The 24,917-nt window shown below is 61.4% G+C and carries 17 protein-coding genes; 8 read left to right on the top strand and 9 right to left on the bottom strand.

The genetic code is table 11. The features are described from left to right. Positions 1-110: 110 nt before the first annotated feature. The 3 genes from ND528_RS25030 to ND528_RS25040 form a co-directional block, all read right to left on the bottom strand. On the bottom strand, positions 111-374 hold the full coding sequence (locus ND528_RS25030) for a hypothetical protein (RefSeq protein ID WP_263471438.1): 264 nt from the start codon (positions 372-374) through the stop codon (positions 111-113). Between the two features lie 159 nt (positions 375-533). Then, on the bottom strand, positions 534-1,715 hold the full coding sequence (locus ND528_RS25035) for an MFS transporter (RefSeq protein WP_263471439.1): 1,182 nt from the start codon (positions 1,713-1,715) through the stop codon (positions 534-536). Between the two features lie 761 nt (positions 1,716-2,476). Further along, on the bottom strand, positions 2,477-4,060 hold the full coding sequence (locus tag ND528_RS25040) for a peptide chain release factor 3 (protein ID WP_039759481.1): 1,584 nt from the start codon (positions 4,058-4,060) through the stop codon (positions 2,477-2,479). A gap of 357 nt (positions 4,061-4,417) precedes the next feature. Between ND528_RS25040 and ND528_RS25045 the strand changes: the two genes are divergently transcribed. The 5 genes from ND528_RS25045 to ND528_RS25065 all read left to right on the top strand — a co-directional run bounded on the left by ND528_RS25045 (position 4,418) and on the right by ND528_RS25065 (position 9,672). Continuing rightward, positions 4,418-5,107, top strand: coding sequence for an ABC transporter permease (locus ND528_RS25045; RefSeq protein ID WP_166554532.1), 690 nt, complete (start codon positions 4,418-4,420; stop codon positions 5,105-5,107). 20 nt (positions 5,108-5,127) lie between these two features. Continuing rightward, a complete protein-coding gene (locus ND528_RS25050) occupies positions 5,128-6,033 on the top strand; it encodes a glycine betaine ABC transporter substrate-binding protein (protein WP_263471440.1) in 906 nt (301 codons plus the stop codon). A 13-nt stretch (positions 6,034-6,046) separates the two neighbouring features. After that, a complete protein-coding gene (locus ND528_RS25055) occupies positions 6,047-6,700 on the top strand; it encodes an ABC transporter permease (protein ID WP_090281735.1) in 654 nt (217 codons plus the stop codon). Beyond that, a complete protein-coding gene (locus tag ND528_RS25060) occupies positions 6,697-7,854 on the top strand; it encodes an osmoprotectant ABC transporter ATP-binding protein OsmV (protein ID WP_016771732.1) in 1,158 nt (385 codons plus the stop codon). Before ND528_RS25055 ends, ND528_RS25060 begins: the two co-directional genes overlap by 4 nt. Before the next feature lie 654 nt (positions 7,855-8,508). Then, positions 8,509-9,672 (top strand): type III PLP-dependent enzyme, encoded by a 1,164-nt coding sequence (locus tag ND528_RS25065; protein ID WP_016771733.1) that lies wholly within the window; start codon positions 8,509-8,511, stop codon positions 9,670-9,672. Positions 9,673-9,966: 294 nt separating this feature from the next. Here ND528_RS25065 and ND528_RS25070 read toward each other — a convergent pair whose 3' ends face one another. Both ND528_RS25070 and ND528_RS25075 read right to left on the bottom strand, forming a co-directional pair. Then, positions 9,967-10,722, bottom strand: a complete 756-nt coding sequence (locus tag ND528_RS25070) for a tetratricopeptide repeat protein (protein WP_263471441.1) — start codon at positions 10,720-10,722, stop codon at positions 9,967-9,969. After that, positions 10,719-11,399 (bottom strand): Fe2+-dependent dioxygenase, encoded by a 681-nt coding sequence (locus ND528_RS25075; RefSeq protein WP_024011586.1) that lies wholly within the window; start codon positions 11,397-11,399, stop codon positions 10,719-10,721. Before ND528_RS25075 ends, ND528_RS25070 begins: the two co-directional genes overlap by 4 nt. Positions 11,400-11,606: 207 nt before the next feature. On the opposite strand from ND528_RS25075, the gene ND528_RS25080 reads away from it, so the two are divergent. The 3 genes from ND528_RS25080 to ND528_RS25090 all read left to right on the top strand — a co-directional run bounded on the left by ND528_RS25080 (position 11,607) and on the right by ND528_RS25090 (position 17,257). After that, on the top strand, positions 11,607-13,928 hold the full coding sequence (locus ND528_RS25080) for a TonB-dependent receptor (protein ID WP_263471442.1): 2,322 nt from the start codon (positions 11,607-11,609) through the stop codon (positions 13,926-13,928). A 236-nt stretch (positions 13,929-14,164) separates the two neighbouring features. Beyond that, entirely contained in the window at positions 14,165-16,693 is a 2,529-nt protein-coding gene (locus tag ND528_RS25085; RefSeq protein ID WP_263471491.1) for a PepSY domain-containing protein, read from the top strand. 243 nt (positions 16,694-16,936) lie between these two features. Continuing rightward, positions 16,937-17,257 (top strand): endonuclease domain-containing protein, encoded by a 321-nt coding sequence (locus tag ND528_RS25090; protein WP_408005062.1) that lies wholly within the window; start codon positions 16,937-16,939, stop codon positions 17,255-17,257. A gap of 288 nt (positions 17,258-17,545) precedes the next feature. On the opposite strand, the gene ND528_RS25095 is transcribed toward ND528_RS25090, so the two are convergent. From ND528_RS25095 to ptsP, 4 genes are all read right to left on the bottom strand, one after another. After that, entirely contained in the window at positions 17,546-19,087 is a 1,542-nt protein-coding gene (locus tag ND528_RS25095; RefSeq protein ID WP_263471443.1) for an alkaline phosphatase D family protein, read from the bottom strand. A 175-nt stretch (positions 19,088-19,262) separates the two neighbouring features. Further along, positions 19,263-20,996: a PTS fructose-like transporter subunit IIB gene (locus tag ND528_RS25100; protein ID WP_263471444.1), complete on the bottom strand. Its 1,734-nt coding sequence runs from the start codon at positions 20,994-20,996 to the stop codon at positions 19,263-19,265. Positions 20,997-21,007: 11 nt separating this feature from the next. Continuing rightward, complete coding sequence (gene pfkB, locus ND528_RS25105) at positions 21,008-21,949, bottom strand: 1-phosphofructokinase (protein ID WP_212615302.1); 942 nt, start codon at positions 21,947-21,949, stop codon at positions 21,008-21,010. Beyond that, on the bottom strand, positions 21,949-24,810 hold the full coding sequence (gene ptsP / locus ND528_RS25110) for a phosphoenolpyruvate--protein phosphotransferase (RefSeq protein WP_263471445.1): 2,862 nt from the start codon (positions 24,808-24,810) through the stop codon (positions 21,949-21,951). Before ptsP ends, pfkB begins: the two co-directional genes overlap by 1 nt. Positions 24,811-24,917 lie beyond the last annotated feature (107 nt).

The raw sequence follows: 24,917 nt of genomic DNA on the forward strand, positions 1-24,917 counted from the left end.
CGCTCCCACAGGGAGTTCGTGTTGATTCAAGAATTCATGCGATAACAAAACCCCCTCCACCTCGATTGCGCATCAGTCGAGGCCGAAGGGTTTTTTGTTTGGCCGGCGATCTATGTCTGGCTATCGCCTTCATCATCCGGGTCATCGGTATCCGGATCGTCCGTGGTCGAGTCGTCGTCATCGGCGCTGCCGCCCTGATTCATATCCCCCGGTTCCGACTCGGACTTGGCGAGCATCAGCCCGCTATGCCCGACCTGCCCATTGAACGCCTGAGATTCGTGATCCTCGCACTCGGCCCATGCCGTTGCGGTGCCGAGGGATAGCATCACCATCACTTTCAACAACATCAAAATCCGTAGCAATCTGCTTTTCATGGCCGACTCCATCCTGTTGCGCTAAGACATGCTTGCCGGACTGGCTCCGTGTGAAATCTAGTTGCGATCCGACCGGCTCACCACTTAGGACGCGACCGCGCAGGCAGAAATGCCATTGACCGCCAGATTGCTTTCGAATAACCCCGATAACCGAAACAGCTAAGCGCCGCGCGTCGCCTGCCACGTCAGCGGGATGGAGATCAGTACCAGCAGCGCACTCATCAGCCAGACGCTGTGCCCGCCAAACTCGCCATAAAGCTGACCGCTGAGCACCGGCGACAACAGCGCGCTGGCACTCCAGCTCATGAAGAACAGCCCGAAGTACTGACCGCTCTTGCCGCTCTGCGCAAACTGCATCGCCAGTACATTCAACGGGGGCATGAACAAGGCCTCGCCCAGCGTCCAGATCAGCGTCGACAGACAGACAAAAGCCAAGCCGGAACCGAACGGCAACATGCCCAATCCGCAGGCCAACAGCACACTGCCGACGAGCATTTGCCAACGCGAGCCCCAACGCTCGACCGAGTGCGACAGCGGAATCTGCAAAGCGATCACCAACAGCGCATTGAGCCCGAACTGCCAACCGATCGCTTCGGTGCTCAGGTGGTAGTAATCACGCAGATAATTGCCCAGCGTGCTGTAGACCGTGTCGAATGCAATGCCGAGCACGGCCGTCGCCGCCAGCAGCCAGAGGAACGGCTTGTCGCGATACGGCACGCTTGAGCCATCGGCGGATTCGTCTTCAAGCACCAGCACCGGCCGCCGCCACGTCGTGCGCACGAACCAGAGCAACGCCAGCATCGTCATCGCCGCACTGACAAAGAACACCCAACGAAAATCCGCCTGCGCCAACACTCCGCCCGCCACCCCGGCAGCGGCCATGCCCAGATTACGCGCCACCCGACTCAGGGCCTGCGCACGGGAACGTTGCGCGACTTCGCAATACTCCATGATCAGCCGCTGATGCAACGTCCGAATCGCCCCATCGATGACACCGCTGAGCAACAACAAAGCGGCCAGCCACGGCACCTGCGTCACCAGCCCCAACAGCATCAGCACCCACACCGAAACGAAAAACAGCGCCGCCGTCAGCCGCGCCGTGCGCACATGATCACTGAGCCAACCACCGAGCATCGAACCGACCAGCAACCCGGCGCCATAGGCTGAAAGCAACCAACCCACGGTTTCAATCGCCAGGCCCAATTCCTGACGCAGGTACAGCGCCATGAACAGCTTGACCATGGCGTTGAGGCGGTTGATGAACAACAGCGCCGCGAGGACCCAGGCCATGGGGGTGAAATAGCCGTTGGGGCGCAGGAGTTGGGTCAGTCCTTTGAGCATGTAACGTCCGATGGGCGCGAGGGTTTGCTGAACAGTAGACGGGTTGGATTGGAATGTCGTGGGGGTGAGGTCAGCCGAAGTAAAACCAGAGTATGGCTACGACGTAGAGGGAAAACGTCTTACGGAAAAAATCGCCGCGCCCGAATTCAACTTGATTTTGCACGCGGCGTTAAAGACCAAAAGCCCCTCACCCTAACCCTCTCCCGGAGGGAGAGGGGACTGACCGTGGTGATTGGGCGAGGTACGCCGACGTGGAATACCAAGTCGAATGCAGATTTTGAACAACCAACAGATCGGCTCCCTCTCCCTCGGGAGAGGGCTGGGGTGAGGGGCAGCAACAATGCAAATCAAAAGCCGAACACCCACGCTTTTCACCACTCAATAGGCCGAGTGTCAGCTCGCCTGCTCTTGATCTTGATCCACCGGCGACGTCGGAAGGCTGAGCGGAGGGATTGATCCGGGTGTGGGAGCGCAGCGACCGTTTGACGAAGTCGAACACAGCGGAAGGAGGTGCAGCGAAGCAAACCGGAGCCGCTGCGCCCGGATCAGTCCCGGAGCGAAGGAACCCGAGCCTGCGAGGGCCGAACGCAGGAGCTAGCGTTTTTTGCTTACTTTTTTTGGCGCTTGTAAAAAAGTAAGTCGCCGTCAGGCGAAACCGTCAGCAGCCGCTACCGAAGCAACGGATATCCACCCAAAACGAAAAGCAAAGAAAAACCCCCAAGGCATTCACCTTGGGGGCTTCAGAAAAACCAACTCAAACCTTAATGATGCTCCCGCGTCGCGCGGAACTTCACATCAGGCCAGCGCTCTTCCATCAATGCCAGATTCACCCGCGTCGGCGCCAGGTAAGTCAGGTGACCACCGCCATCCAGCGCGAGGTTCTCCACCGCCTTGTTGGAGAATTCCTCAAGCTTCTTCTTGTCGTCACACTCGATCCAGCGCGCCGAATACACAGTGATCGGCTCATATGAGCACTCAACCTTGTATTCCTCTTTCAAGCGGCTGGCGACCACATCGAACTGCAGCACACCGACGGCGCCGAGAATGATGTCGTTGCTGCGCTCCGGGAAGAACACCTGCGTCGCGCCCTCTTCCGCCAACTGCTGCAAGCCCTGACGCAACTGCTTGGATTTCAGCGGATCACGCAGACGCACGCGACGGAACAGTTCCGGGGCGAAGTGCGGGATGCCGGTGAAACCGAGGACTTCGCCTTCGCTGAAGGTGTCGCCGATCTGGATCGTGCCGTGGTTGTGCAGACCGATAATGTCGCCGGCGTAGGCCTCTTCCAATTGCTCACGCTCGGAGGAGAAGAACGTCAGGGCGTCGCCGATGCGCACGTCCTTGCCGGTACGCACGTGGCGCATCTTCATGCCTTTTTCGTACTTGCCCGAGCAGATACGCATGAAGGCAATGCGGTCGCGGTGTTTCGGGTCCATGTTCGCCTGGATCTTGAAGATGAAGCCCGAGAACTTCTCTTCCACCGGCTCGACAGTACGCTCGTTGGCCACACGGGCCAGCGGACGCGGCGCCCAATCGACGACAGCATCGAGCACGTGGTCGACACCGAAGTTGCCCAGCGCCGTACCGAAGAACACCGGGGTCAACTGGCCGTCGAGGAATTCCTGCTGGTTGAATTCGTGGCAGGCGCCCTGCACCAGTTCCAACTGCTCGATGAAACGATCGTACTCGTCGCCCAAGTGCGCGCGCGCCTCGTCGGAGTCGAGTTTCTCAATGATCTTGGTTTCGGTGCGCTCGTGACCGTGACCGGCGGTGTAGACAATGATGTAGTCGTCGGCCAGGTGATACACGCCCTTGAAATCGCGGTAGCAACCGATCGGCCAGGTGATCGGCGCAGCCTTGATCTTCAGGACCGCTTCGATTTCGTCGAGCAGTTCGATCGGGTCGCGGATATCACGGTCGAGTTTGTTGATGAAGCTGACGATCGGCGTGTCACGCAGACGGCAGACGTCCATCAGCGCAATGGTCCGTGGCTCAACACCCTTACCGCCGTCGAGCACCATCAGGGCCGAGTCAACCGCTGTCAGGGTGCGGTAGGTGTCTTCGGAGAAGTCTTCGTGGCCCGGGGTGTCGAGCAGGTTGATCATGTGTTCGCGATAGGGGAACTGCATCACCGACGTGGTAATGGAAATACCCCGCTGCTTCTCCATCTCCATCCAGTCGGATGTCGCATGGCGATCGGATTTACGGGATTTCACCGTACCGGCCACTGCAATCGCCTTGCCCATCAACAGGAGCTTTTCGGTGATCGTGGTTTTACCGGCATCGGGGTGGGAAATAATGGCGAAAGTGCGGCGTTTCGCGACTTCGGCGGCCTGTTGGGTCATGGGAAATCGCCTGGCGGTGATTCAAAAAAGGGCGGCGATTATAGCCCAACTCGATGCAATAACCGAACCGTTGAGCACATTAAGGGTGGCCAAATGCTGCCGCAGATGGGAACCTTTTAAAGCATGGAGACGTCCATCCCCTGTTACGAATCTTCGTCAGGGGCTGAAAAATCAGCAAGTTAGCCTGACGAGGCTGCGCTCATGGCTCGCTTTCGCACCGCTTGGCCGGTGCTGGAAAACGGCTACTTTTCGCGAACGCTGACTTCGGCAGCCAGGAATGGCTTGCCACGCGGAGCAGCGCTCGCCGACTACAAAAAAAGGAGTCCGCCTGTGGCTATCCGCTATGGCAAAGGGCTGATGGGAGGTGCGGTGGTGATCGCGCTCCTGGCCCTGCTGGTCCACTGGATCGGCATCAACACGATCGAACACTACCGCGACGATTTGTTGTTTTACCTGCAAGCTCATCTGATTCTCGTCCTCGCCTCCATGCTGGCCGCCCTCGTCGTGGGCATCCCCGCCGGTATCTTCCTCAGCCGCCCGAGCATGGTCGGCCGCGCCGAACGCTTCATGCAGATCTTCAATATCGGCAACACCGTGCCACCGCTGGCGGTGCTCGCGATTGCGCTGGGCATCCTCGGCATCGGCAGTGGCCCGGCGATCTTCGCCCTGTTCCTCGCCTCGCTGTTGCCGATCGTGCGCAACACCTATGAAGGCCTGAAAAATGTGCAGGGCTCGCTGAAAGAAGCCGCTGTCGGCATCGGCATGACCCCGCGCCAAGTGTTGTGGAAAGTCGAATTGCCCAACGCCGTGCCGATCATCGTCGGTGGTGTGCGTGTCGCACTGGCGATCAACGTCGGTACCGCGCCGCTGGCGTTCCTGATCGGCGCCAACAGCCTCGGCAGCCTGATCTTCCCCGGCATCGCCCTGAACAATCAGCCGCAACTGCTGCTCGGCGCCGCGTGCACCGCGCTGTTGGCGCTGTTGCTCGATGGCGTGGTCACCCTCGCCAGCCGCTTATGGCTGGAACGCGGTTTGCGCCCGTCTTAAGGCTTTGCGAAGGAATATTTATGAAACGATTTAGCTCGTCTTTGGGATTGATAGCAGGCTGCGTCCTGCTGTTCGCAGGAATCGCGCAAGCCGCTGAAAAACCGGTCATCCGCCTCGGCGCCCGGGTCTTCACAGAGCAGACCCTGCTCGCCGAAATCACCGCGCAATACCTGCGCAGCAAAGGCTACGACGCGCAGATCACCGGCGGTCTGGGCAGCAACCTCGCCCGCAGCGCCCACGAAAGTGGCCAATTGGACCTGCTCTGGGAATACACCGGCGTGTCGCTGGTGGCCTACAACCATGTCACCGAGAAACTCGACAGCGCGCAATCCTACGCCCGGGTCAAAGAACTCGACGCGAAAAAAGGCCTGGTCTGGCTGACGCCGTCGAAATTCAGCAACACCTATGCCCTCGCTTTGCCGAAAAAAGTCGCCGAGCAATACCCGCAGATCGGCAATATCAGCCAGCTCAACGAAGTGCTGCGCGCCGAGGCCAAGACCAACCACCTGGTGGCGCTGGATACAGAGTTCGCCAACCGCTCCGACGGTCTCGACGGCATGGTCAAGCTCTACGACATGAACCTGACCCGCAAGAACATCCGCCAGATGGATGCCGGCCTGGTCTACACCGCGCTGCGTAACGGTCAGGTGTTTGCCGGTCTGGTCTACACCACCGATGGCCGCCTCAATGCCTTCGGCCTGAAATTGCTGGAAGACGACAAGCATTACTTCCCCGACTACACCGCCGCTCCCGTGGTGCGTCAGGCCACGCTGGACGCCAACCCGAAACTGGCCGAACAACTCAAGCCGCTGGCCGAACTGTTCGACGACGAAACCATGCGCCAGCTCAACGCGCGGGTCGACGTCGACCACGAGAGCCCATCGTCCGTTGCCGCCGATTTCCTGCGCCAGCACCCACTGAATTAAGAGAGGAGAAGTCATGGAATTTCTGAACGCCTTTTCCCATCTCGACTGGCAGCAGGTGATGCACCTGACCTGGCAGCACATCACTCTGGTCGGCATCGCCGTGACCCTGGCGATCGTCATCGGCGTGCCGCTGGGCATCCTGATGACGCGCTTCCCCGCCCTCGCCGGCCCGCTGCAAGCCAGCGCCACGGTGCTGTTGACCGTGCCGTCGATTGCCCTGTTCGGTCTGCTGCTGCCGTTCTACTCCAAGTTCGGCCAGGGCCTCGGGCCGCTGCCGGCAATCACCGCCGTGTTCCTCTATTCGTTGCTGCCGATCATGCGCAACACCTACCTCGCCCTCACCGGCGTCGAGCCGGGCATCCGCGAAGCCGCGCGCGGCATCGGCATGACCTTCGGCCAGCGCCTGCGCATGGTTGAACTGCCGATCGCGGTGCCGGTGATTCTTGCTGGCGTGCGCACCGCCGTGGTGATGAACATCGGCGTGATGACCATTGCCGCAACCATCGGCGCCGGCGGCCTCGGTGTGTTGATCCTCGCCTCCATCAGCCGCAGTGACATGTCGATGCTTATCGTCGGCGCGCTGCTGGTCAGTCTTCTGGCGATTTTCGCCGACCTGTTTCTCCAATGGCTGCAACGCTCGTTGACTCCAAAAGGACTCCTCAAATGATCGAACTTCAAAACCTCAGCAAAACTTTCCAAAGCAACGGCAAAGATGTCAAAGCTGTGGACTCGGTAAGCCTGACCGTCAATGAAGGCGAGATCTGCGTGTTCCTCGGGCCATCGGGTTGCGGCAAAAGCACCACGCTGAAAATGATCAACCGCCTGATCAAACCGACCTCGGGCAAGATCCTGATCAACGGCGAAGACACCACCGATCTCGACGAAGTGACCCTGCGCCGCAACATCGGCTACGTGATTCAGCAGATTGGTCTGTTCCCGAACATGACCATCGAAGAGAACATCGTCGTGGTGCCGAAACTGCTCGGCTGGGACAAACAGAAATGCCACGACCGCGCCCGCGAACTGATGAGCATGATCAAGCTCGAGCCCAAGCAGTATCTGCATCGCTACCCGCGTGAATTGTCCGGTGGTCAGCAACAGCGTATCGGTGTGATTCGTGCGCTTGCGGCTGACGCCCCACTGTTGTTGATGGACGAGCCGTTCGGCGCGGTCGACCCGATCAACCGCGAGATGATCCAGAACGAATTCTTCGAGATGCAGCGCGCACTGAACAAGACCGTGATCATGGTCAGCCACGACATCGACGAAGCGATCAAGCTGGGCGACAAGATCGCCATTTTCCGCGCCGGCAAGCTGCTGCAGATCGACCATCCGGACACCCTGCTGGCGCATCCGGCGGATGATTTCGTCAGCAACTTCGTCGGCCAGGACAGCACGCTCAAACGCTTGCTGTTGGTGAAGGCCGAAGACGCGGCGGACAACGCGCCGTCGGTGAGCCCGGAAACGCCAGTGGCCGATGCGCTGGAATTGATGGACGAGCACGACCGTCGCTACGTCGTGGTCACCTGCGCCGAGAACAAGGCGCTGGGTTACGTGCGCCGTCGCGACCTGCATCGCCAGACCGGCACCTGCGCGCAATTCCTGCGTGAGTTCAACGCCACCGCAGCGTACGACGAGCACCTGCGCATCCTGCTGTCGCGCATGTACGAGTTCAACCGCGCCTGGCTGCCGGTGATGGATGCCGAACGAGTGTTCCTTGGCGAGGTGACGCAGGAATCGATCGCGGCGTACCTGAGCTCGGGACGTTCGCGGGGGATGAAGACCAGTATCGTCTCGCCGGCTGAGACGGTGGTCGCGTAAACCATCTGCGCTGGTTGAAACCCGATCCCTGTGGGAGCGAGCCTGCTCGCGAAGCGCAATTTCAGTCGACGCTGATGGCGGCTGTGAAAATGCCTTCGCGAGCAGGCTCGCTCCCACAGGATCTGCGTGATTTTGTTGATCTTCGCAGGGTGACAAAGAATCTCAACAGCCTCTCCTGCAAGAGCGTCGTCAATCCAGCTTCTTCAAGATCCAAATCCCCCTTCAACACCCTCTCTCGACGCCAACGTCGCCGATGTTGCGGCTATCACACTTACCTGTGATCTAGCCGACAAAAGCCACGAACGTGCAGATATGTTTAACACCCGAAAATTCGCCGGGAACATCTGCCCGTCATCTCGGTCGGGTAGAAGGAGTGATGAACGCGACGCACGTCAGAAGCGTGCAAAAACGCGACATTTTTAGTTGATCTCGCGCCCCTCACGCCCTAAAGTTCGCGCCGAACGTCCATGCTGGAAACGATCCATCCGGCTCAAGTACTGACGACGAGACAGCGAGGCCAAGGGATAGCTGCACATCTCTGGGCCTTTTTTGCTTTCGGCGACATGCCTTGGGAAGTAGGCGAACCAAAGTGGGGATACGGAGGGCGTTCATGCACCCATTGTTTTTACGAGTTTGCCCATAGGAGCACCCAGCATGTCGATCCAGGTCGAAGATTATTTCGCGCGCGCTACATTCGACAAAATGAAGGCGTTCGCCGACAAACAGGAAACCCCGTTCGTGGTGATCGACACCGCGATGATCGCCCAGGCCTACGATGACCTGCGCGCCGGTTTCGAATTCGCCAAGGTCTACTACGCGGTCAAGGCCAACCCGGCCGTCGAGATCATCGACCTGCTCAAAGACAAGGGTTCGAGCTTCGATATCGCCTCGATCTACGAGCTGGACAAAGTCATGGATCGCGGCGTCAGCCCGGACCGTATCAGCTACGGCAACACCATCAAGAAATCCAAGGACATCCGCTACTTCTACGAGAAGGGCGTGCGTCTGTTCTCCACCGACTCCGAAGCCGACCTGCGCAACATCGCCAAGGCTGCACCGGGTTCGAAAGTCTATGTGCGCATCCTCACTGAAGGCTCGACCACCGCTGACTGGCCACTGTCGCGCAAGTTCGGCTGCCAGACCGACATGGCCATGGACCTGCTGATCCTCGCCCGCGACCTGGGTCTGGTGCCGTACGGCATCTCGTTCCACGTCGGTTCGCAACAGCGCGACATCAGCGTCTGGGACGCGGCGATCGCCAAGGTCAAAGTGATCTTCGAACGTCTGAAAGAAGAAGACGGCATCCACCTCAAGCTGATCAACATGGGCGGCGGCTTCCCGGCCAACTACATCACCCGCACCAACAGCCTGGAAACCTACGCCGAAGAGATCATTCGCTTCCTCAAGGAAGACTTCGGTGATGACCTGCCGGAAATCATCCTCGAGCCGGGCCGTTCGCTGATCGCCAACGCCGGTATTCTGGTCAGCGAAGTGGTACTGGTTGCGCGCAAGTCGCGCACCGCTGTCGAGCGTTGGGTGTACACCGATGTGGGCAAGTTCTCCGGCCTGATCGAAACCATGGACGAAGCGATCAAGTTCCCGATCTGGACCGAGAAGAAAGGCGAGATGGAAGAAGTCGTGATCGCCGGCCCGACCTGCGACAGCGCCGACATCATGTATGAGAACTACAAGTATGGCCTGCCGCTGAATCTGGCGATTGGTGATCGTCTGTACTGGTTGTCGACCGGTGCGTACACCACCAGCTACAGCGCGGTCGAGTTCAATGGCTTCCCGCCGCTGAAGTCGTTTTACGTTTAAGAGGCAGCGGCAAGTTTCGAGCTGCAAGCTGCAAGAGAAAAGCCCACGAATTTGTGGGCTTTTTTGTGGGTGTTCGGCTGGGGAGGTTTTTTGTACTAGATACCATAGCCCCTCACCCCAGCCCTCTCCCGAGGGAGAGGGAGCCGACCGAGTGGTCTTCCGTCCGACATCGACCTGAACCACCTTGGCGATTATGGATTCGGCAAAACCATTGCAGGTCGGCGTACCTCCCAAACATCCCTAGGTCGGTTCCCTCTCCCCCTGGGAGAGGGCTAGGGTGAGGGCTCGGCGGTTTCAGCCGCGCTGCAACTCTGCATACCGAGCGGCATACCGACTAGCCATCGCCTGAATTCGCAAGCCTGTCGCATCAGCCAGCGTCTGGCTCGCCACCCGCAGAAAATTCAGATTGCCGGCGGCCAAGGCTTTCTCCAGCCAATCGACCGTTTCATCAACCCGTCCCTCAGCCGCCAACACCGCGGCATAACTGAACTGCCCACGAAAATCCCCACCCTCGGCCGAACGCCGATACCACTCGCGTGCAGCAATTGGATCCGCCTGACACACCTGCCCTTCCTCCAGATAGCGCCCCAGCAGGTTCATCGATTTCGCATGGCCCAACTCAGCTGCACGCCGGTACAACGCCAGCGCCTGCTGATGATCAACCGTCACCCCGCGCCCGGTGGCCAGTAGATTGGCCAGGTTGTACATCGCCCAGTCCAGCCCCGACTCGGCAGCGATTCGATAATGCTGCGCCGCCACCGAGGCATCCGCCGCACATCCCCAACCATGCTCATGACAACGCCCGAGCATGTTGCGCGCCATCAGATGCCCGCGCCCGGCGGCGATGCCGAACCAGCGCAATGCAAGCGGTTGATCCTGCGCGATGCCCTGACCGTCCAGCAGGATCTGCCCAAGCAGCGCCTGCGCTTCAAGCTCGCCCTCGCCCGCCGCCAGCAAAATCGCCTGCGCAGCGCGGGCCGGGCTTTCTTCAAGCATTGCCGCCAACCCGGCGGCGTCGAGAACTTCCTCGCGGCGCAACTGGAAACTCATACCTCGACCCAGCGCCGCAGCAAGTTGTGATATGTGCCAGTGAGGCGGATCAGCGAGGGGTGATCGGGAACGTCCTGGGTCAGCTGCTGAATCGCCCCGTCCATTTCGAACAGCAACGCGCGCTGGCTGTCTTCGCGCACCAGGCTTTGCGTCCAGAAAAACGAGGCATAACGCGCACCACGGGTGACCGCATTGACCTTGTGCAAACTGGTGCCCGGGTACAACACCATGTCGCCGGCCGGCAGCTTCACCCGTTGCGTGCCGTAGGTGTCCTGGATTTCCAGCTCACCGCCGTCGTAATCTTCCGGTTCACTGAAAAACAACGTCGCCGACAAATCGGTGCGCACTCGCTCGATGCTGCCCTTCGGCTGGCGCACGGCGTTGTCGATGTGAAAATCGAAACTGCCGCCGGCCGTGTAGCAGTTCACTAGCGGCGGGAAGACTTTGTGCGGCAGTGCGGCAGACATGAACAGCGGATTTTTCCACAACCGCTCCAGCATCGCCGCGCCGATTTCCTTGGCCAGCGGGTGGCCTTCGGGCAGTTGCAGATTGTGCTTGGCCTTGGCCGACTGGAAGCCGGCGGTGATCTTGCCGTCGGCCCAATCCGCTTGCTCCAGGGCCTGGCGGATGCGCTGCACTTCGTCTTTTGCGAACAGCCCGGGAATGTGCAGCAGCATGGCGATGTCACCTGATGGCAAGAAGGCGGCAATGGTATTGATTCTTATTGACCGTGTAAAACCCGCAAGACGAATGAACGGGCAGAAACCGTAAGGGCAAATTGTAAAGAATGTAAATTCAATGCGAATAACAATGTTTCGCAATTGATACGAATACCTGTTTACCCTATATTCCGCCGCCTCAAATCCTTGGGGAGGGGAATAAAAATGGCACGTCAACACGCACAATTACCGGTCAGTTCACCACGTCTGCTCGCCTCGGCAATCGGTGTCGCAATCACCGCCGGCTCCGCTGGGCAGATGGTCTTCGCGGCGGAAAAAACCGACAGCAAAGCGTCCGGCAACGCCATCGCCCTGGACGCCACCGCCATCACCGGCGAAGCCCAGGACTCGACGTCCTACCAGGTCGAAAAAGCCTCCTCGCCCAAGTACACCGCGCCGCTGGTCGACACGCCGCGCTCGGTCACCGTCATCCCGCAACAAGTGCTCAAGGACACCGGCGCGCTGAACATGCAGGACGCGCTGCGCACCGTGCCGGGCATCACCTTCGGCGCCGGTGAAGGCGGCAACCCGCAGGGCGATCGTCCGTTCATTCGCGGCTTCGACGCCCAGGGCGACACCTATCTGGACGGCGTGCGCGACACCGGTTCGCAGAGCCGCGAGATCTTCGCCGTGGAAAACATCGAAGTCAGCAAAGGCCCGAACTCGGCGATTGGCGGTCGTGGCGCGGCCGGCGGCAGCATCAATCTGGTGAGCAAGAAAGCGCACCTGGGCAACTCGTTCGACGGCGGCTTCACCTACGGCTCCGACCAGACCCAGCGCTACACCCTCGACGGCAACTACCAGTTCAGCGACAGCGCTGCCGGCCGCCTCAACCTGATGAGCCACGAGAGCAACGTCGCCGGTCGCGACAAAGTCGATTACGACCGTTGGGGCATCGCGCCGTCGCTGGCCTTCGGCCTGGGCACCGATACCCGTGTAAACCTCGACTACTACCATCTGGAAAGCAACGACACCCCGGACTCGGGCATCCCGTACACCATCCCAACCGGTGGTTCGGCCGCACGCACCAAGTCCAACCCGGACAAGCCATACGCCGGGGGCGATCACGACAACTTCTACGGTCTGGATCGCGATTTCCGCAAGGGCCGCACCGACACCGCGACCTTCGCCATCGAGCACGACCTGAACGATGCGCTGACCATCAAGAACACCCTGCGCCACGGCAGCAGCATGCAGGATTACATCCTCACCCAGCCGGACGACAGCAAGGGCAACGTCAACAACGGCAGCGTCTGGCGTCGGGCCAACACGCGGGTGAGCAACACCGAAACCACCACCAACCAGACCGACCTGTTCGGCACCTTCTACGTGGCCGGTTTCAAGAACAGCTTCTCCACCGGTGTCGAATACACCCGCGAGCAGAGCGAGAAATCCTCGTACAACGTCAACACCGACACCACGCCGCGTACGACCAATGTGCCTTCCAGCAGCAACTGCACACCGGCGATGATTGGCGCCTCGAGCAATTACAACTGCACCTCGCTGTCGAACCCGAACCCGAACGATCCGTGGAACGGCGCGATCTCGCGCAACTACGCCGGCACCGACACCCAGGCCGACACCTACGCGCTGTACGTGTTCGACACGCTGGAGTTGTCCGAGCAATGGCTGGTGAACATGGGGCTGCGCTACGACCACTTCGACACCGACTACAAAACCTACAACGCCGCAGGGACCACCAGCTCCAAGGGTGATGACACCAGCGAATTCGTCACCGGCCAGTTCGGCGTGGTCTACAAGCCGGCGGAAAACGGCAGCATCTACGCCTCTTATGCGACCTCGGCGACGCCGCCGGGCAACACTTTGGGCGAAGGTCAGGAAGGCAACCCGCTGGGCGGCACCCCGGATCGCAGCGGCAACCTGCTGAGCAGCGACATGGAGCCGGAAACCACCAAGAACTACGAGATCGGCACCAAGTGGGATCTGCTCAATGATCGCCTGTCGCTGACCGCCGACATCTTCCGCACCGAGAAGGAAAACGCTCGCGTGCAGGTCGACACCAGCTCCTACGAGAACGCCGGCAAGACCCGCGTACAAGGCTTCGAACTGTCGGCCAGCGGCAAGATCACCGACAAGTGGCAGGTGTTCGCCGGTTACGCCTTCATGGACAGCGAACAGGTTGACGGTGGTCCGTTGGGTCGCGCCAACGACGGCAACGATCTGCCGAACACGCCAAAAAACAGCGCCAGCCTGTGGACCACGTATCAGGTCACGCCCAAGCTGACGATCGGTGGTGGCGCGTTCTACGTCGACGACGTCTACGGCAGTGTTGCCAACACAACGATGGTCGATTCGTACGTGCGTTACGACGCGATGGCGGCCTACAAACTGACCAAGAACGTCGACCTGCAACTCAACGTGCAGAACCTGACCGACGAAACCTATTACGACAAAGCCTTCTCGACCCACTTCGCCAATCAGGCGGCGGGACGCACGGCGCTGTTGAGCACCAATTTCCACTTCTGACCGATGTGAAAACCTGTGGGAGCGAGCTTGCTCGCGAAAGCGGTGGCTCAGTGAAGTCGATGCTGACTGACACGACGCCTTCGCGAGCAAGCTCGCTCCCACATGAGATCTGCGAAACGGATCAGGCCCCGTTCATTCAGTTGAACGGGGCTTTTGTGTGTTACGCAAAACGCTTCTTGATAACCCACGGCATAATGCGCGCCGTGATGACAATTTCCGAACGGACGGCGAGTGACGTGTTGAAGAAAACCCTGTTCCAGTTGCACTGGTTTTTTGGCATCACCGCAGGACTGGTGCTGGCCCTGATGGGCATCACCGGCGCGGCCTATTCGTTTCAGGACGAGATCCTGCGAGCGCTGAATCCGTCCGTTCTGCAGGCGGAAAAACAGGTCGCCGGCGTGCTGCCGCCAGTGGAACTGGTGGAGCGCATTGAAGCTGCGTCCGGCAAGAAAGTCGCGATGCTCTGGGTCGAGACCGACAGCGGTCACGCCGCACGGGTATTCTTCACTCCGCCCAAGGGCGAACGGCGTGGCGAGATGCGCTACTTCGATCCGTACACTGCCGAATTCAAGGGCGATGCCACCGGCCAGGACTTCTTCGGCCTGATGCTGCAACTGCACCGCTTCCTCGCCATGGGCGACACCGGGCGCAACATCACCGGCGCCTGCACCTTGATGCTGTTGTTCTTCTGTCTCTCTGGCCTGTATTTGCGTTGGCCGCGCCAGTGGAACAGCTGGCGCGTGTGGTTGACCCTGGACTGGAAAAAGAAGGGCCGCGCGTTCAATTGGGACCTGCACTCGGTGGCCGGCACCTGGTGCCTTTTGGTCTATCTGCTGCTGGCGTTGACCGGTTTGTCATGGTCGTACGAGTGGTACAACAAAGGCCTGACCCGACTGCTTTCCGACGCGCCGCAAAACGAACGCGTACGTGGCGGTCGCGGCCCGGCGCCGGAAGGTCCGCCACCGACCGCCGACTACGCGGCGATGTGGAGCAGCATCTACAGCGCTGCCGGCCCGGGCCTGGCCGCGTACAACATTCGCATGCCGGCGGTGGCCGGCCAGCCGGCGACGGTGTTCTACCTGCTCGACAGCTCGCCCCATGACCGCGCGCTGAATCAGATCACCCTCGATCCGGCCACCGGAGTGGTCAAACGCGTCGACCGCTATGCCGACAAAAGCTTCAAGGCCCAACTGCTGACCAGCATTTATGCGCTGCACGTGGGCAGCTACTTCGGCCTCGTCGGGCGCATCATCGTGACGATCGCAGCGGTGTGCATGCCGCTGTTTTTCATCACTGGCTGGCTGCTGTATCTGGACCGTCGACGCAAGAAAAAGCAGATCAAGGATGCCCGCCAAGGTCTCGCACAACCGTCCGCCGATGCTTCGGCATGGCTGATCGGTTTCGCCAGCCAGAGCGGTTTCGCCGAACAACTGGCGTGGCAGACCGCCGGACAATTGCAGGCCGCCGGATTGCCGGTCAACGTGCAGCCGCTGGCCAATCTGAGCGAACAGGATCTGCGTGAGTCGAACAACGCCTTGTTCGTGGTCAGCACCTTCGGCGACGGCGAAGCGCCGGACAGCGCCCGTGGTTTCGAGCGCAAAGTGCTGGCCAAGGCCTCGACACTCGACAGCCTCAACTACGCCGTGCTCGGCCTCGGCGATCGGCAGTACGCGCACTTCTGCGGCTTCGCCAAGCGCTTGCATCAATGGCTCGGCGAGCACGGCGGCAAGACCTTGTTCGCCCCGGTGGAGGTCGACAGCGGAGATCCTTACGCGCTGCGTCACTGGCAAACCCAACTCGGCCAGCTCACCGGACAGGCGCCGAGCGAAACCTGGCAAGCACCGAGCTACGACAACTGGACGCTGGTCCGTCGCGAATTGATGAACCCCGACAGCAGCGGCGCGCCGGTCTACCTGCTCGGCCTCAAAGCCCCGGACACCCGCAGTTGGCTCGCCGGTGACCTGGTCGAAGTGCTGCCACGCAACTGCCCGTGGGCCATCGAACATTTCCTCGACGGCCTCGGCATCCGTGGCGAAACTCAGGTGAAGGTCAACGGCATCGACGAGCCGCTGGAGGTTGCCCTCGCCTCACGCCAACTGCCCGAACACCGCGCACATCTGGTCGGTTTGCATGCGCAGTCGCTGGTCGACGCGATGGTGCCGCTGGCGATGCGCGAATACTCGATCGCCTCGATTGCCGCCGACGGCGTGCTGGAACTGATCGTGCGCCAGGAACAGCACAACGACGGCAGCCTCGGCATCGGCTCCGGCTGGCTCACCGAACACGCGCCAGTGGGCGGCAGCATCAGCCTGCGCGTGCGGCGCAACAGCGGTTTCCATCTGCCTAACGAACCCGTGCCGATGATCCTGCTGGGCAACGGCACTGGCCTGGCCGGCCTGCGCAGTTTGCTCAAGGCGCGGATTGCCGATGGTCAGCAGCGGCAGTGGCTGCTGTTCGGCGAGCGCAACCGTGAGCACGACTTCCTCTGCCGCGCCGAGCTCGAAGAGTGGCTGGTCAATGGTGATCTGGCGCGGCTGGATCTGGCGTTTTCCCGCGATCAGGCTGAAAAGGTTTATGTGCAGGATCGCTTGCGTGAGTCGGCGGATGAATTGAAGAAGTGGTTGGCAGAGGGAGCGGTGATTTACGTGTGTGGCAGTTTGCAGGGGATGGCTTCGGGGGTGGATCAAGTCCTCAATGATGTGCTGGGTGCTGATGAAGTTGAACGACTGATCGAGCTGGGACGGTATCGCCGCGACGTTTACTAACGCCTGCGAGAAGCCCCTCACCCTAACCCTCTCCCAGAGGGAGAGGGGACTGATTGGGGGATGCGGGAGAACGACGCCGACCTGAGCGTTTTTCACTGAATCCAAAGCCATAATCGGCCCGGTGTCTCAGGTCTGTGCGTGATGCAAGACACCTCGGTCGGCTCCCTCTCCCTCCGCGAGATGGCTGGGAGGGAAATGGGCTACTGTTAAATCTCCAGTCAACTTCACAAGGACCGTGAAGCCATGCCAAGCCGCCCTACCCTCGCCCAATTCGCCCGCCACTTACGCACCAACCAGACAGATTGCGAACACCTGCTCTGGCAGCGCCTGCGTTCCCGGCAAATCGCCAATCTGAAATTTCGCCGACAGTTTCCATATCCGCCGTTTGTGCTGGATTTCTATTGTGTAGAGTTGAGGTTGGCGATTGAGCTGGATGGTGGCCAGCATTATGAGACGGCCGGGGTGCTTCACGATCGGCGCCGGTCGAACTTCCTGTCTCAACAAGGCATTGACGTCGTGCGATTCAGCAATCTTGAGGTGCTTCAGCAGATGGATGATGTGTAGGAGCAGATCATCAGAATTGCGGCAGAGCGGAAAATGCCCTCACCCTAGCCCTCTCCCAGAGGGAGAGGGGACCGACCGCGAATCATTCACGCTATGTGCCGACCTGAACGTCATTCGCCGAATCCAAATCCGACACGACCGCGTGCTCGACCCTGAACTCAGACGACGAAAGTTCCTTTATCCTCAATCACCTCGGTCTTCCAGGTCGATGCATGACGCAAGACACTTCGGTCGGCTCCCTCTCCCTCCGGGAGAGGGCTGGGGGGAGGGGCTTTTGATCCAGCGTGATTAAACAGGCTGCAACTTCTGCTCAAACACTGCTACCCCATCCAGATCCCGCAACACCACACTCATCTCGCCGCTCTGCCCTTCGATATTCACCTCACCAAAAAACTGAAACCCGGCAAACGGCGAGGTGTTCTGTGCGGGCGGTGCTTTCTCGAAAACCACCTCCGGGCCAAACGTCTTGTCCAGTGGATTCGGCCCGAAACTGCCGGCGTTCAACGGCCCGGCGACGAATTCCCAGAACGGTTCGAAATCCTGGAACGCGGCGCGGTCCGGGTGGTAGTGATGCGCCGCGCAGTAGTGCACGTCCGCCGTCAGAAACACGAAATTGCGCACCTGCTGCGAGCGCAGAAAGCCGAGCAATTCGGCAATTTCCAGTTCGCGCCCCTGCGCCAGGCCGGGATCGCCGTTGGCCACGGCTTCCCAGCGTGCAACGCCCGGGCTGACCTCGCCGTCGGGGACGCCCAGGCCGATGGGCATGTCGGCGGCGATGACTTTCCACTGCGCCTTCGATGCCTGCAACTCACGCTTGAGCCAGTCCAGCTGCTCGCGGCCGAGAAACGGTTTTGCAGCGCCCAGGTTGGCATCGTTGGCTTCGCGATAGCTGCGCATATCCAGCACGAATACGTCGAGCATCGGCCCGTAACTGAGCTTGCGATAAATGCGCCCGCCGCCGTCCGCCGCTTGCAAGCGCATCGGCGCATATTCCAGCCACGCCTGCCGGGCGCGGCCGACCAGCTTGTGGATATCTTTCTCCTGATAACGCTCATCCAGCTGCTTGCCCGGCGACCAGTTGTTGACCACTTCGTGGTCGTCCCACTGCCAGATCTGCGGCACTTCGGCGTTGAAGCGGCGGATGTTTTCGTCCATCAGGTTGTAGCGATAGTTGCCGCGATAATCGTCGAGGGTCTGCGCGACTTTGCTCTTGGCTTCGGTGGTGATGTTGCGCCAGATGCGCCCGCTTTCGGTGGTCAGTTGCGCGGGCACCGGGCCGTCGGCGTAGATGGTGTCGCCGCTGTGGATAAAGAAGTCCGGCAGGCGCAGGCGCATGGCTTCGTAGATGCGCATGCCGCCGATGTCCGGGTTGATCCCGAAGCCCTGGCCGACGGTGTCACCGCTCCAGACAAAACGGATATCGCGTTTTGTCGTTGGCACGCTGCGCAGATGGCCGAACCACGGTTCGCTGGCGACGCCACTCTGGGCATCTTCGAAGTGCACGCGATAGAAGATTGCCTGGTTGGCCGGCAGGCCGGTGAGTTCGACGCGGGCGGTGAAATCGCTGCGCGCATCGGCCAGTGGCGAGACGAATTTGCGCGGGTTGCCGAACAGGCTGCCGGTGTCCCACTCGACCACCATGCGCGCCGGGCGATCGCTGCGGCTCCAGATCATCGCGCGGTCGCCGAGCAGGTCGCCAGACTGCACGCCGTCGGTGAGCTGGGGACGATCCTTGACCGAAGCAATCACCGCCGGCGCCAGCCCCGGCAGCAACAGACCGGCGCCGACCGCTTGCATGACGCGACGCCGACCGAGATTGAAATCGCTCATGGTGTTCTCCCTGCAAAAGGGAAAACTTAAGCATGGGTGTATGAACCCGCTATGACAATGCAGACTCCTGTGGGAGCGAGCCTGCTCGCGAAGGCGTCCCGCCAGCTACCACATCTTCAGCTGACACTCCGCTTTCGCGAGCAGGCTCGCTCCCACAGTGATTTAGTGTTGTCGGTCAGGCGTTGACGGGTTCGACTGCCAGTTCGACAGCCTCCGGCCGTTTGAGCAGCGCATACACCACCGCCGTAACCAGGCTCCCCGCAACAATCGCCAGCAGATACAGCAGCGCATGGTTGATCGCATTGGGGATCGCCAGCACAAACAAGCCACCGTGCGGCGCCATCAGTTTGCAGCCGAAGTACATCGACAAGGCGCCGGTCAGCGCGCCGCCGGCGATGCTCGCCGGGATCACCCGCAGCGGGTCTTTCGCAGCAAACGGAATCGCCCCTTCGGAGATAAAGCACAGGCCGAGCACGAAAGCCGCTTTGCCGGCCTCGCGCTCGGTCTGGGCGAACTTGCGCCGGGCAATGAAGGTGGCGATGCCCAAGCCAATCGGCGGCACCATGCCGGCGGCCATGGTCGCGGCCATCGGTGCGTAACTCTGCGAGGCCAGCAGCCCCACCGAAAACGCATAGGCAGCCTTGTTGATCGGCCCGCCGAGGTCGACGCACATCATGCCGCCGAGCAATACGCCGAGCAGAATCGCGTTGGTGGTGCCCATGCTGTCGAGGAACTGGGTGAGCGCGGCGAGCATGCCGGCGACCGGTTTGCCGACCACGTAAATCATCACCAGGCCGGTGGCCAGACTGGCCAGCAACGGGATGATCAGAATCGGCTTCAACGCTTCCAGGCTCTGCGGCAACTTCACATAGCGGGCGATGGCTTTGGCCGCATAACCGGCGATGAAGCCGGCAATGATCCCGCCGATGAATCCAGCGCCCAGAGTGCCTGCGAGCAAGCCGCCGATCATCCCCGGCGCCAGGCCCGGGCGGTCGGCGATCGAGTAGGCGATGTAACCGGCGAGTAGCGGCACCATCAGTTTGAACGCGGTTTCGCCGCCGATCTGCATCAGCGCCGCCGCCAGCGTGCCTTCTTCCTTGTACGCGGTGATGCCGAACACGAAGGACAACGCGATCAGCAAACCACCCGCCACCACCATTGGCAGCATGTACGACACACCCGTGAGCAGGTGCTTGTAGACGCCGGTTTTCTCGGACTTAGCCGGGGCCTTGCCGTCGCTTGCCGCACTTTCCACTGCGCCTTCGGCCAGGGCTTTTTTCAGGGTCGCTTCGGATTGCTTCAGGGCAACGCCAGTGCCGCAGCGATAGATTTTCTTGCCGGCGAAACGCTCGGTGGCGACGTCGATATCCGCCGCCAGCAGCACCACGTCAGCCTCGGCGATGGCCGTTGCGCTAAGCGGGGTTTTCGCGCCCACCGAGCCTTGGGTTTCGACCTGCAATTCATAGCCCAGGCGCTTGGCAGTCTGCTGCAACGCTTCGGCGGCCATGAAGGTGTGGGCGACGCCGGTCGGGCAGGCCGTGATGGCGACGATGCGTGGCGCACGTGGCGTATCGATCGCCGGTTCGACTGCCCTGGCGACGTAGACTTCGGCTTCTTCAGCACCACGACGCAGCACCGCTTCGACATCCTGCAAGGCCTGCGCCGGAGCGATCTGGAACACGCGCTTGCCGACGAAGCGACTCATGTCCACCGCGCCAGTGGTGACCAGCAACACCCACTCGGCGGCTTCGATGGTCGCCGCCGACAATTCGCGTTCCGGGTGCGCCGGATCGACCACTTCAACGCTGGTGCTCCAGCCCTGACGCTGCGCCGCTGCATCGAGCAGACGCGCGCACAGCACACTGGTGACCATGCCGTTCGGGCAAGCCGTAACAATGGCTAACTTCATGACAAACCCTCTTATTGTTCTGTCAGGGGGCGCACGCGCACGCCCTGTTCGAGCTGCGCCAGTTGCGCTGCGTCGTTGATACCAAAACCGATCTGGGTCACCGCCATCGCCGCAATCGCGGTGGCGGTGCGCAGGGTTTGCTCCGGCGTATCAGCACTGAGCAGACCGTGAAGCATGCCAGCCAGCAACGAATCGCCGGCACCGACCGTGCTGGCCACGCTGACCTTCGGCGGCGAGGCATGCAGGGCCGAGCCGACACTGAACCAGTTGACCCCGTCGGCGCCGTGGGAAATCACCACGTGCTCGATGCCTTGGCCGTGCAAGCGTGCAGCGGCTTGTGCTTCAGCGATTGGCGAGACCACTTCGCAACCTAATGCGTCGGCGAGTTCCTCGGTGTTCGGCTTGATCAGCCACGGGCTGGCCTGCAACGCCGCGCGCAAGGCTTCGCCGCTGGAGTCGAGGGCGACTTTCAAGCCGAGCGCGTTCAACCTTTCAATCAGCTCACGCAACCACTGCGCAGTGACGCCACGCGGCAGACTGCCGGCGACCACCACCGCATCGTGCCCCGGTGCGATCTGCTGCAAGCGATCAAGCAAGGCTTGCTGCGCCGCTGCATCGACCATTGGCCCCGGACCGTTGATGTCGGTGATGCGCCCGTCCTGTTCGGCGACTTTGATGTTGCTGCGCGTCTCGCCCGGCACGCGGATGAACGCGTCGACGAAACCGCGCTTGGCGAACAGGGTTTCGAACGCTTGCTGATTGTCTTCGCCGAGAAAGCCGCTGACGGTGACCTGATGGCCGAGATCCGCCAGCACCTGGGCGACATTGACGCCTTTGCCCGCAGCGTGGGTGTGCATTTCCTCGCTGCGATTGACCTGACCGGCATCCAGCCGCGACAGCTCGACAGTGAGGTCGAGTGCCGGGTTGAGGGTCAGTGTGAGAATCTTGGCCATTACAGGGCCTCCACTAATGCGCGCACTTCATTCGCGCTGCCCACGGCCAGGGCCTGTTGAGCGAGGGTTTGCGCCTGGGGCAGGCTGAGTTCACGGATGCGCGCCTTGACTTCGGCAATGCTGCGCCCGGACACGCTGAGCTCGTCGACACCGAGGCCGACCAGCACCGGCACCGCCAGCGGATCAGCCGCCAGTTCGCCGCAGACGCCCACCCATTTGCCATGGGCATGGGCGGCGCGCACGGTGATGTCGATCAGTTGCAGCACCGCCGGGTGCAAGCCGTCCGCTTGCGCCGACAGGGTCGGGTGACCGCGGTCGATGGCCAGGGTGTATTGGGTCAGGTCGTTGGTGCCGACGCTGAAGAAGTCGACTTCCTTGGCCAGCACTGGCGCAAGCAACGCGGCCGACGGCACCTCGATCATGATCCCCAATTGCAGGTCGGCGACCGGAATTTCCTTGCGCAGACGCTCGGTCATGTCGCGGGCCTGACGCCACTCTTCGACGCTGCCGACCATCGGGAACATGATTCGCAGCGGACGGTTGTCGGCCGAGCGCAGCAAGGCGCGCAGTTGCGCTTCCATGATCTGCGGCCGCTGCAGGGTCAGGCGAATACCGCGCACGCCGAGGAACGGATTTTCTTCCTTGGCGATCGGCCAGTACGGCAGCGGTTTGTCGCCGCCGACGTCGAGCGTGCGCACCACCAGCGGCCGCCCGGCCAGACCATCAAGCACGCGACGGTATTCGGCTTCCTGGGTCGCCTCATCCGGCGCCTGTGGGTGGGCCATGAAAATCAGTTCGGTGCGCAGCAGACCAATGCCTTCGGCGCCCTGCTCCACCGCGCTGGTCACCCCTGCGCTTTCGCCGATGTTGGCGAACACTTCAACGGCGTGACCGTCGGTGGTGTGTGCCGGTTGATGGCGTTGTTCGGCGGCGATCTTCAGGCGTTGCTCGCGGGTGTCGCGCTCTTCAGCGGCACGCTTGAGGGTCGCGGCATCGGCGTCGACATGCAGACGGCCACGCTGACCGTCGAGCAATAGCGGCGTGCCGGGCTCGAGCAACAGCACCGCTGCACCCGCGCCGACCAGTGCTGGAATACCGAGCGCGCGGGCGACGATGGCGCTGTGCGCGGTAGCACCGCCGCGCGCGGTGAGAATCCCTGCCACTCGCGCAGGATCCAGGCGCGCGACATCGGACGGGCCGACTTCGTCCATCACCAGAATGTACGGTTGCTCAGGTTCGTTCGCGGTTTGCACGCCACACAATTGCGCCAGCACCCGTCGACCGATGTCGCGCAGATCGGCGGCACGCTCGGCGAGCAAAGCGTCCTGCAGCGACTCCTGCTGTTTGGCGGCGGCTTCAATCACTGCCATCCACGCCGCTTCGGCGCTTTCGCCTTGCTTGAGGCGGCTGTCGACTTCGTCGGTCAGATCCGGGTCGTCGAGCATTTCCTGGTGAGTGATGAAAATCTCGCGAATCGCCTTGGCCTTGCTGCGTTCGATCAAGCCTTGGATGTCGCGGCGCACGTCGCTCAGCGCTTGCTTGAGGCGCTCGCGCTCGATCGCGGCAGATTCGCCGCGCAACGGGTAATCGATGGCTTGCAGCACCTGAATGTGCGCAGGACCGATGGCGATGCCCGGTGCGGCAGGAATCGCCTGCAACAGGCTGCCGGAGGCCGGGGCGATCAGCACTTCGGCGATGTCGGCGATCACTTCGCGCTGCTGACTCACGGCCGGCAGCGGCTCGACTTCCTCACCGAGGCCTTCTTCAATCGCCGCGAGCAGGGCCGGCAAGGCATCGGCGGCGATGCTCGGCTCGGCGATCAGCTCCAGCACCTGACCGCGGCGGGCACCGAGACTGAGCAGTTTGCTCAGGCTCTTCACCGACACGGCGCTGTCCTGGCTGTCGACGATGCGCACGCGAATTTCGCCGTCGAAACTCTTCGCCAGTTGCGCAAGAATCTTCGCTGGTCGTGCGTGCAGACCATGGGCGTTGGCCAGGGCAATACGTGCGCTCGGCCAGTCGGCCGGCAGTTCACCGCCGAGCACTTCGAGGACTTTGCGGCTGCTGGTGGCGCGGCCCAGTTCGTGGCCGCGACCTTCGATCAGCAACGCGCACAAACGCTCGAGCAGCGCCTGATGCGCTTCGCCCAGGCTTGCGAGGCAGAACAGTCCGCTGAGCGGCTGGCCGAGGTAGCGCATCGGTTTGTCCGGGGTGACGAACGCCAGTCCAGGACGCTTCACGGTCTGCTCGCTGTGCAACCACCACAGGCCATCACCCAATGGCAGCGCTTCGACTTGCTGCAACACACCGGCAAAGCCGTTGCTCACACAATCGGCCTGACGCAGCAGACGTGCGCCGCGCCAGACCAGTTCTTCGAAGTCGTCGGCCGACACGCCGAGGCCGATCATCTGTGCATCGAGCGCCAGTTCCTGCGGCGCGCCTTGCAGCAGTTTCAGCAGCGCTTCGGGCGAGCTGGCGCGACGCAGGGCCTGGCCCAGATCGGTCTCGCCGAGGGCGCGGGTCAGCAGTTGCAGCAGGCGCAGGTGTTCATCGGATTTCGCCGCGATGCCGATCGCCAGATAAACGATCTGGCCATCGCCCCAGTCGACGCCGTCGGGAAACTGCATCAGGCGCACGCCGGTGGCGAATACCTGATCGCGGGTTTCCGGCGTACCGTGGGGAATGGCGATGCCTTGACCAAGAAAGGTCGAGCCCTGGGCTTCCCGGGCCTGCAGGCCGGCGAGGTAGCCGTCGGCAACCAGACCGTCGGCGACCAGATGACTGGCCAGCAATTGCAGGGCAGCGGGTTTATCCACGGCCGACTGGCCCATGGATATCTGCTCTATAGTGAGCTCGAGCATGCGATCTCCTTTTTGGCGCAGTTCAACGCCAGGTATTGTTTTGAATGTTCACAGCTTAGGCGCTCTACCGCGCTTTTCAGCGGCAGTTTTGGCGGTTTCACGGCAGG

This window comes from Pseudomonas mercuritolerans, from assembly GCF_025706525.1.
Classification (GTDB): Bacteria; Pseudomonadota; Gammaproteobacteria; order Pseudomonadales; family Pseudomonadaceae; genus Aquipseudomonas; species Aquipseudomonas mercuritolerans.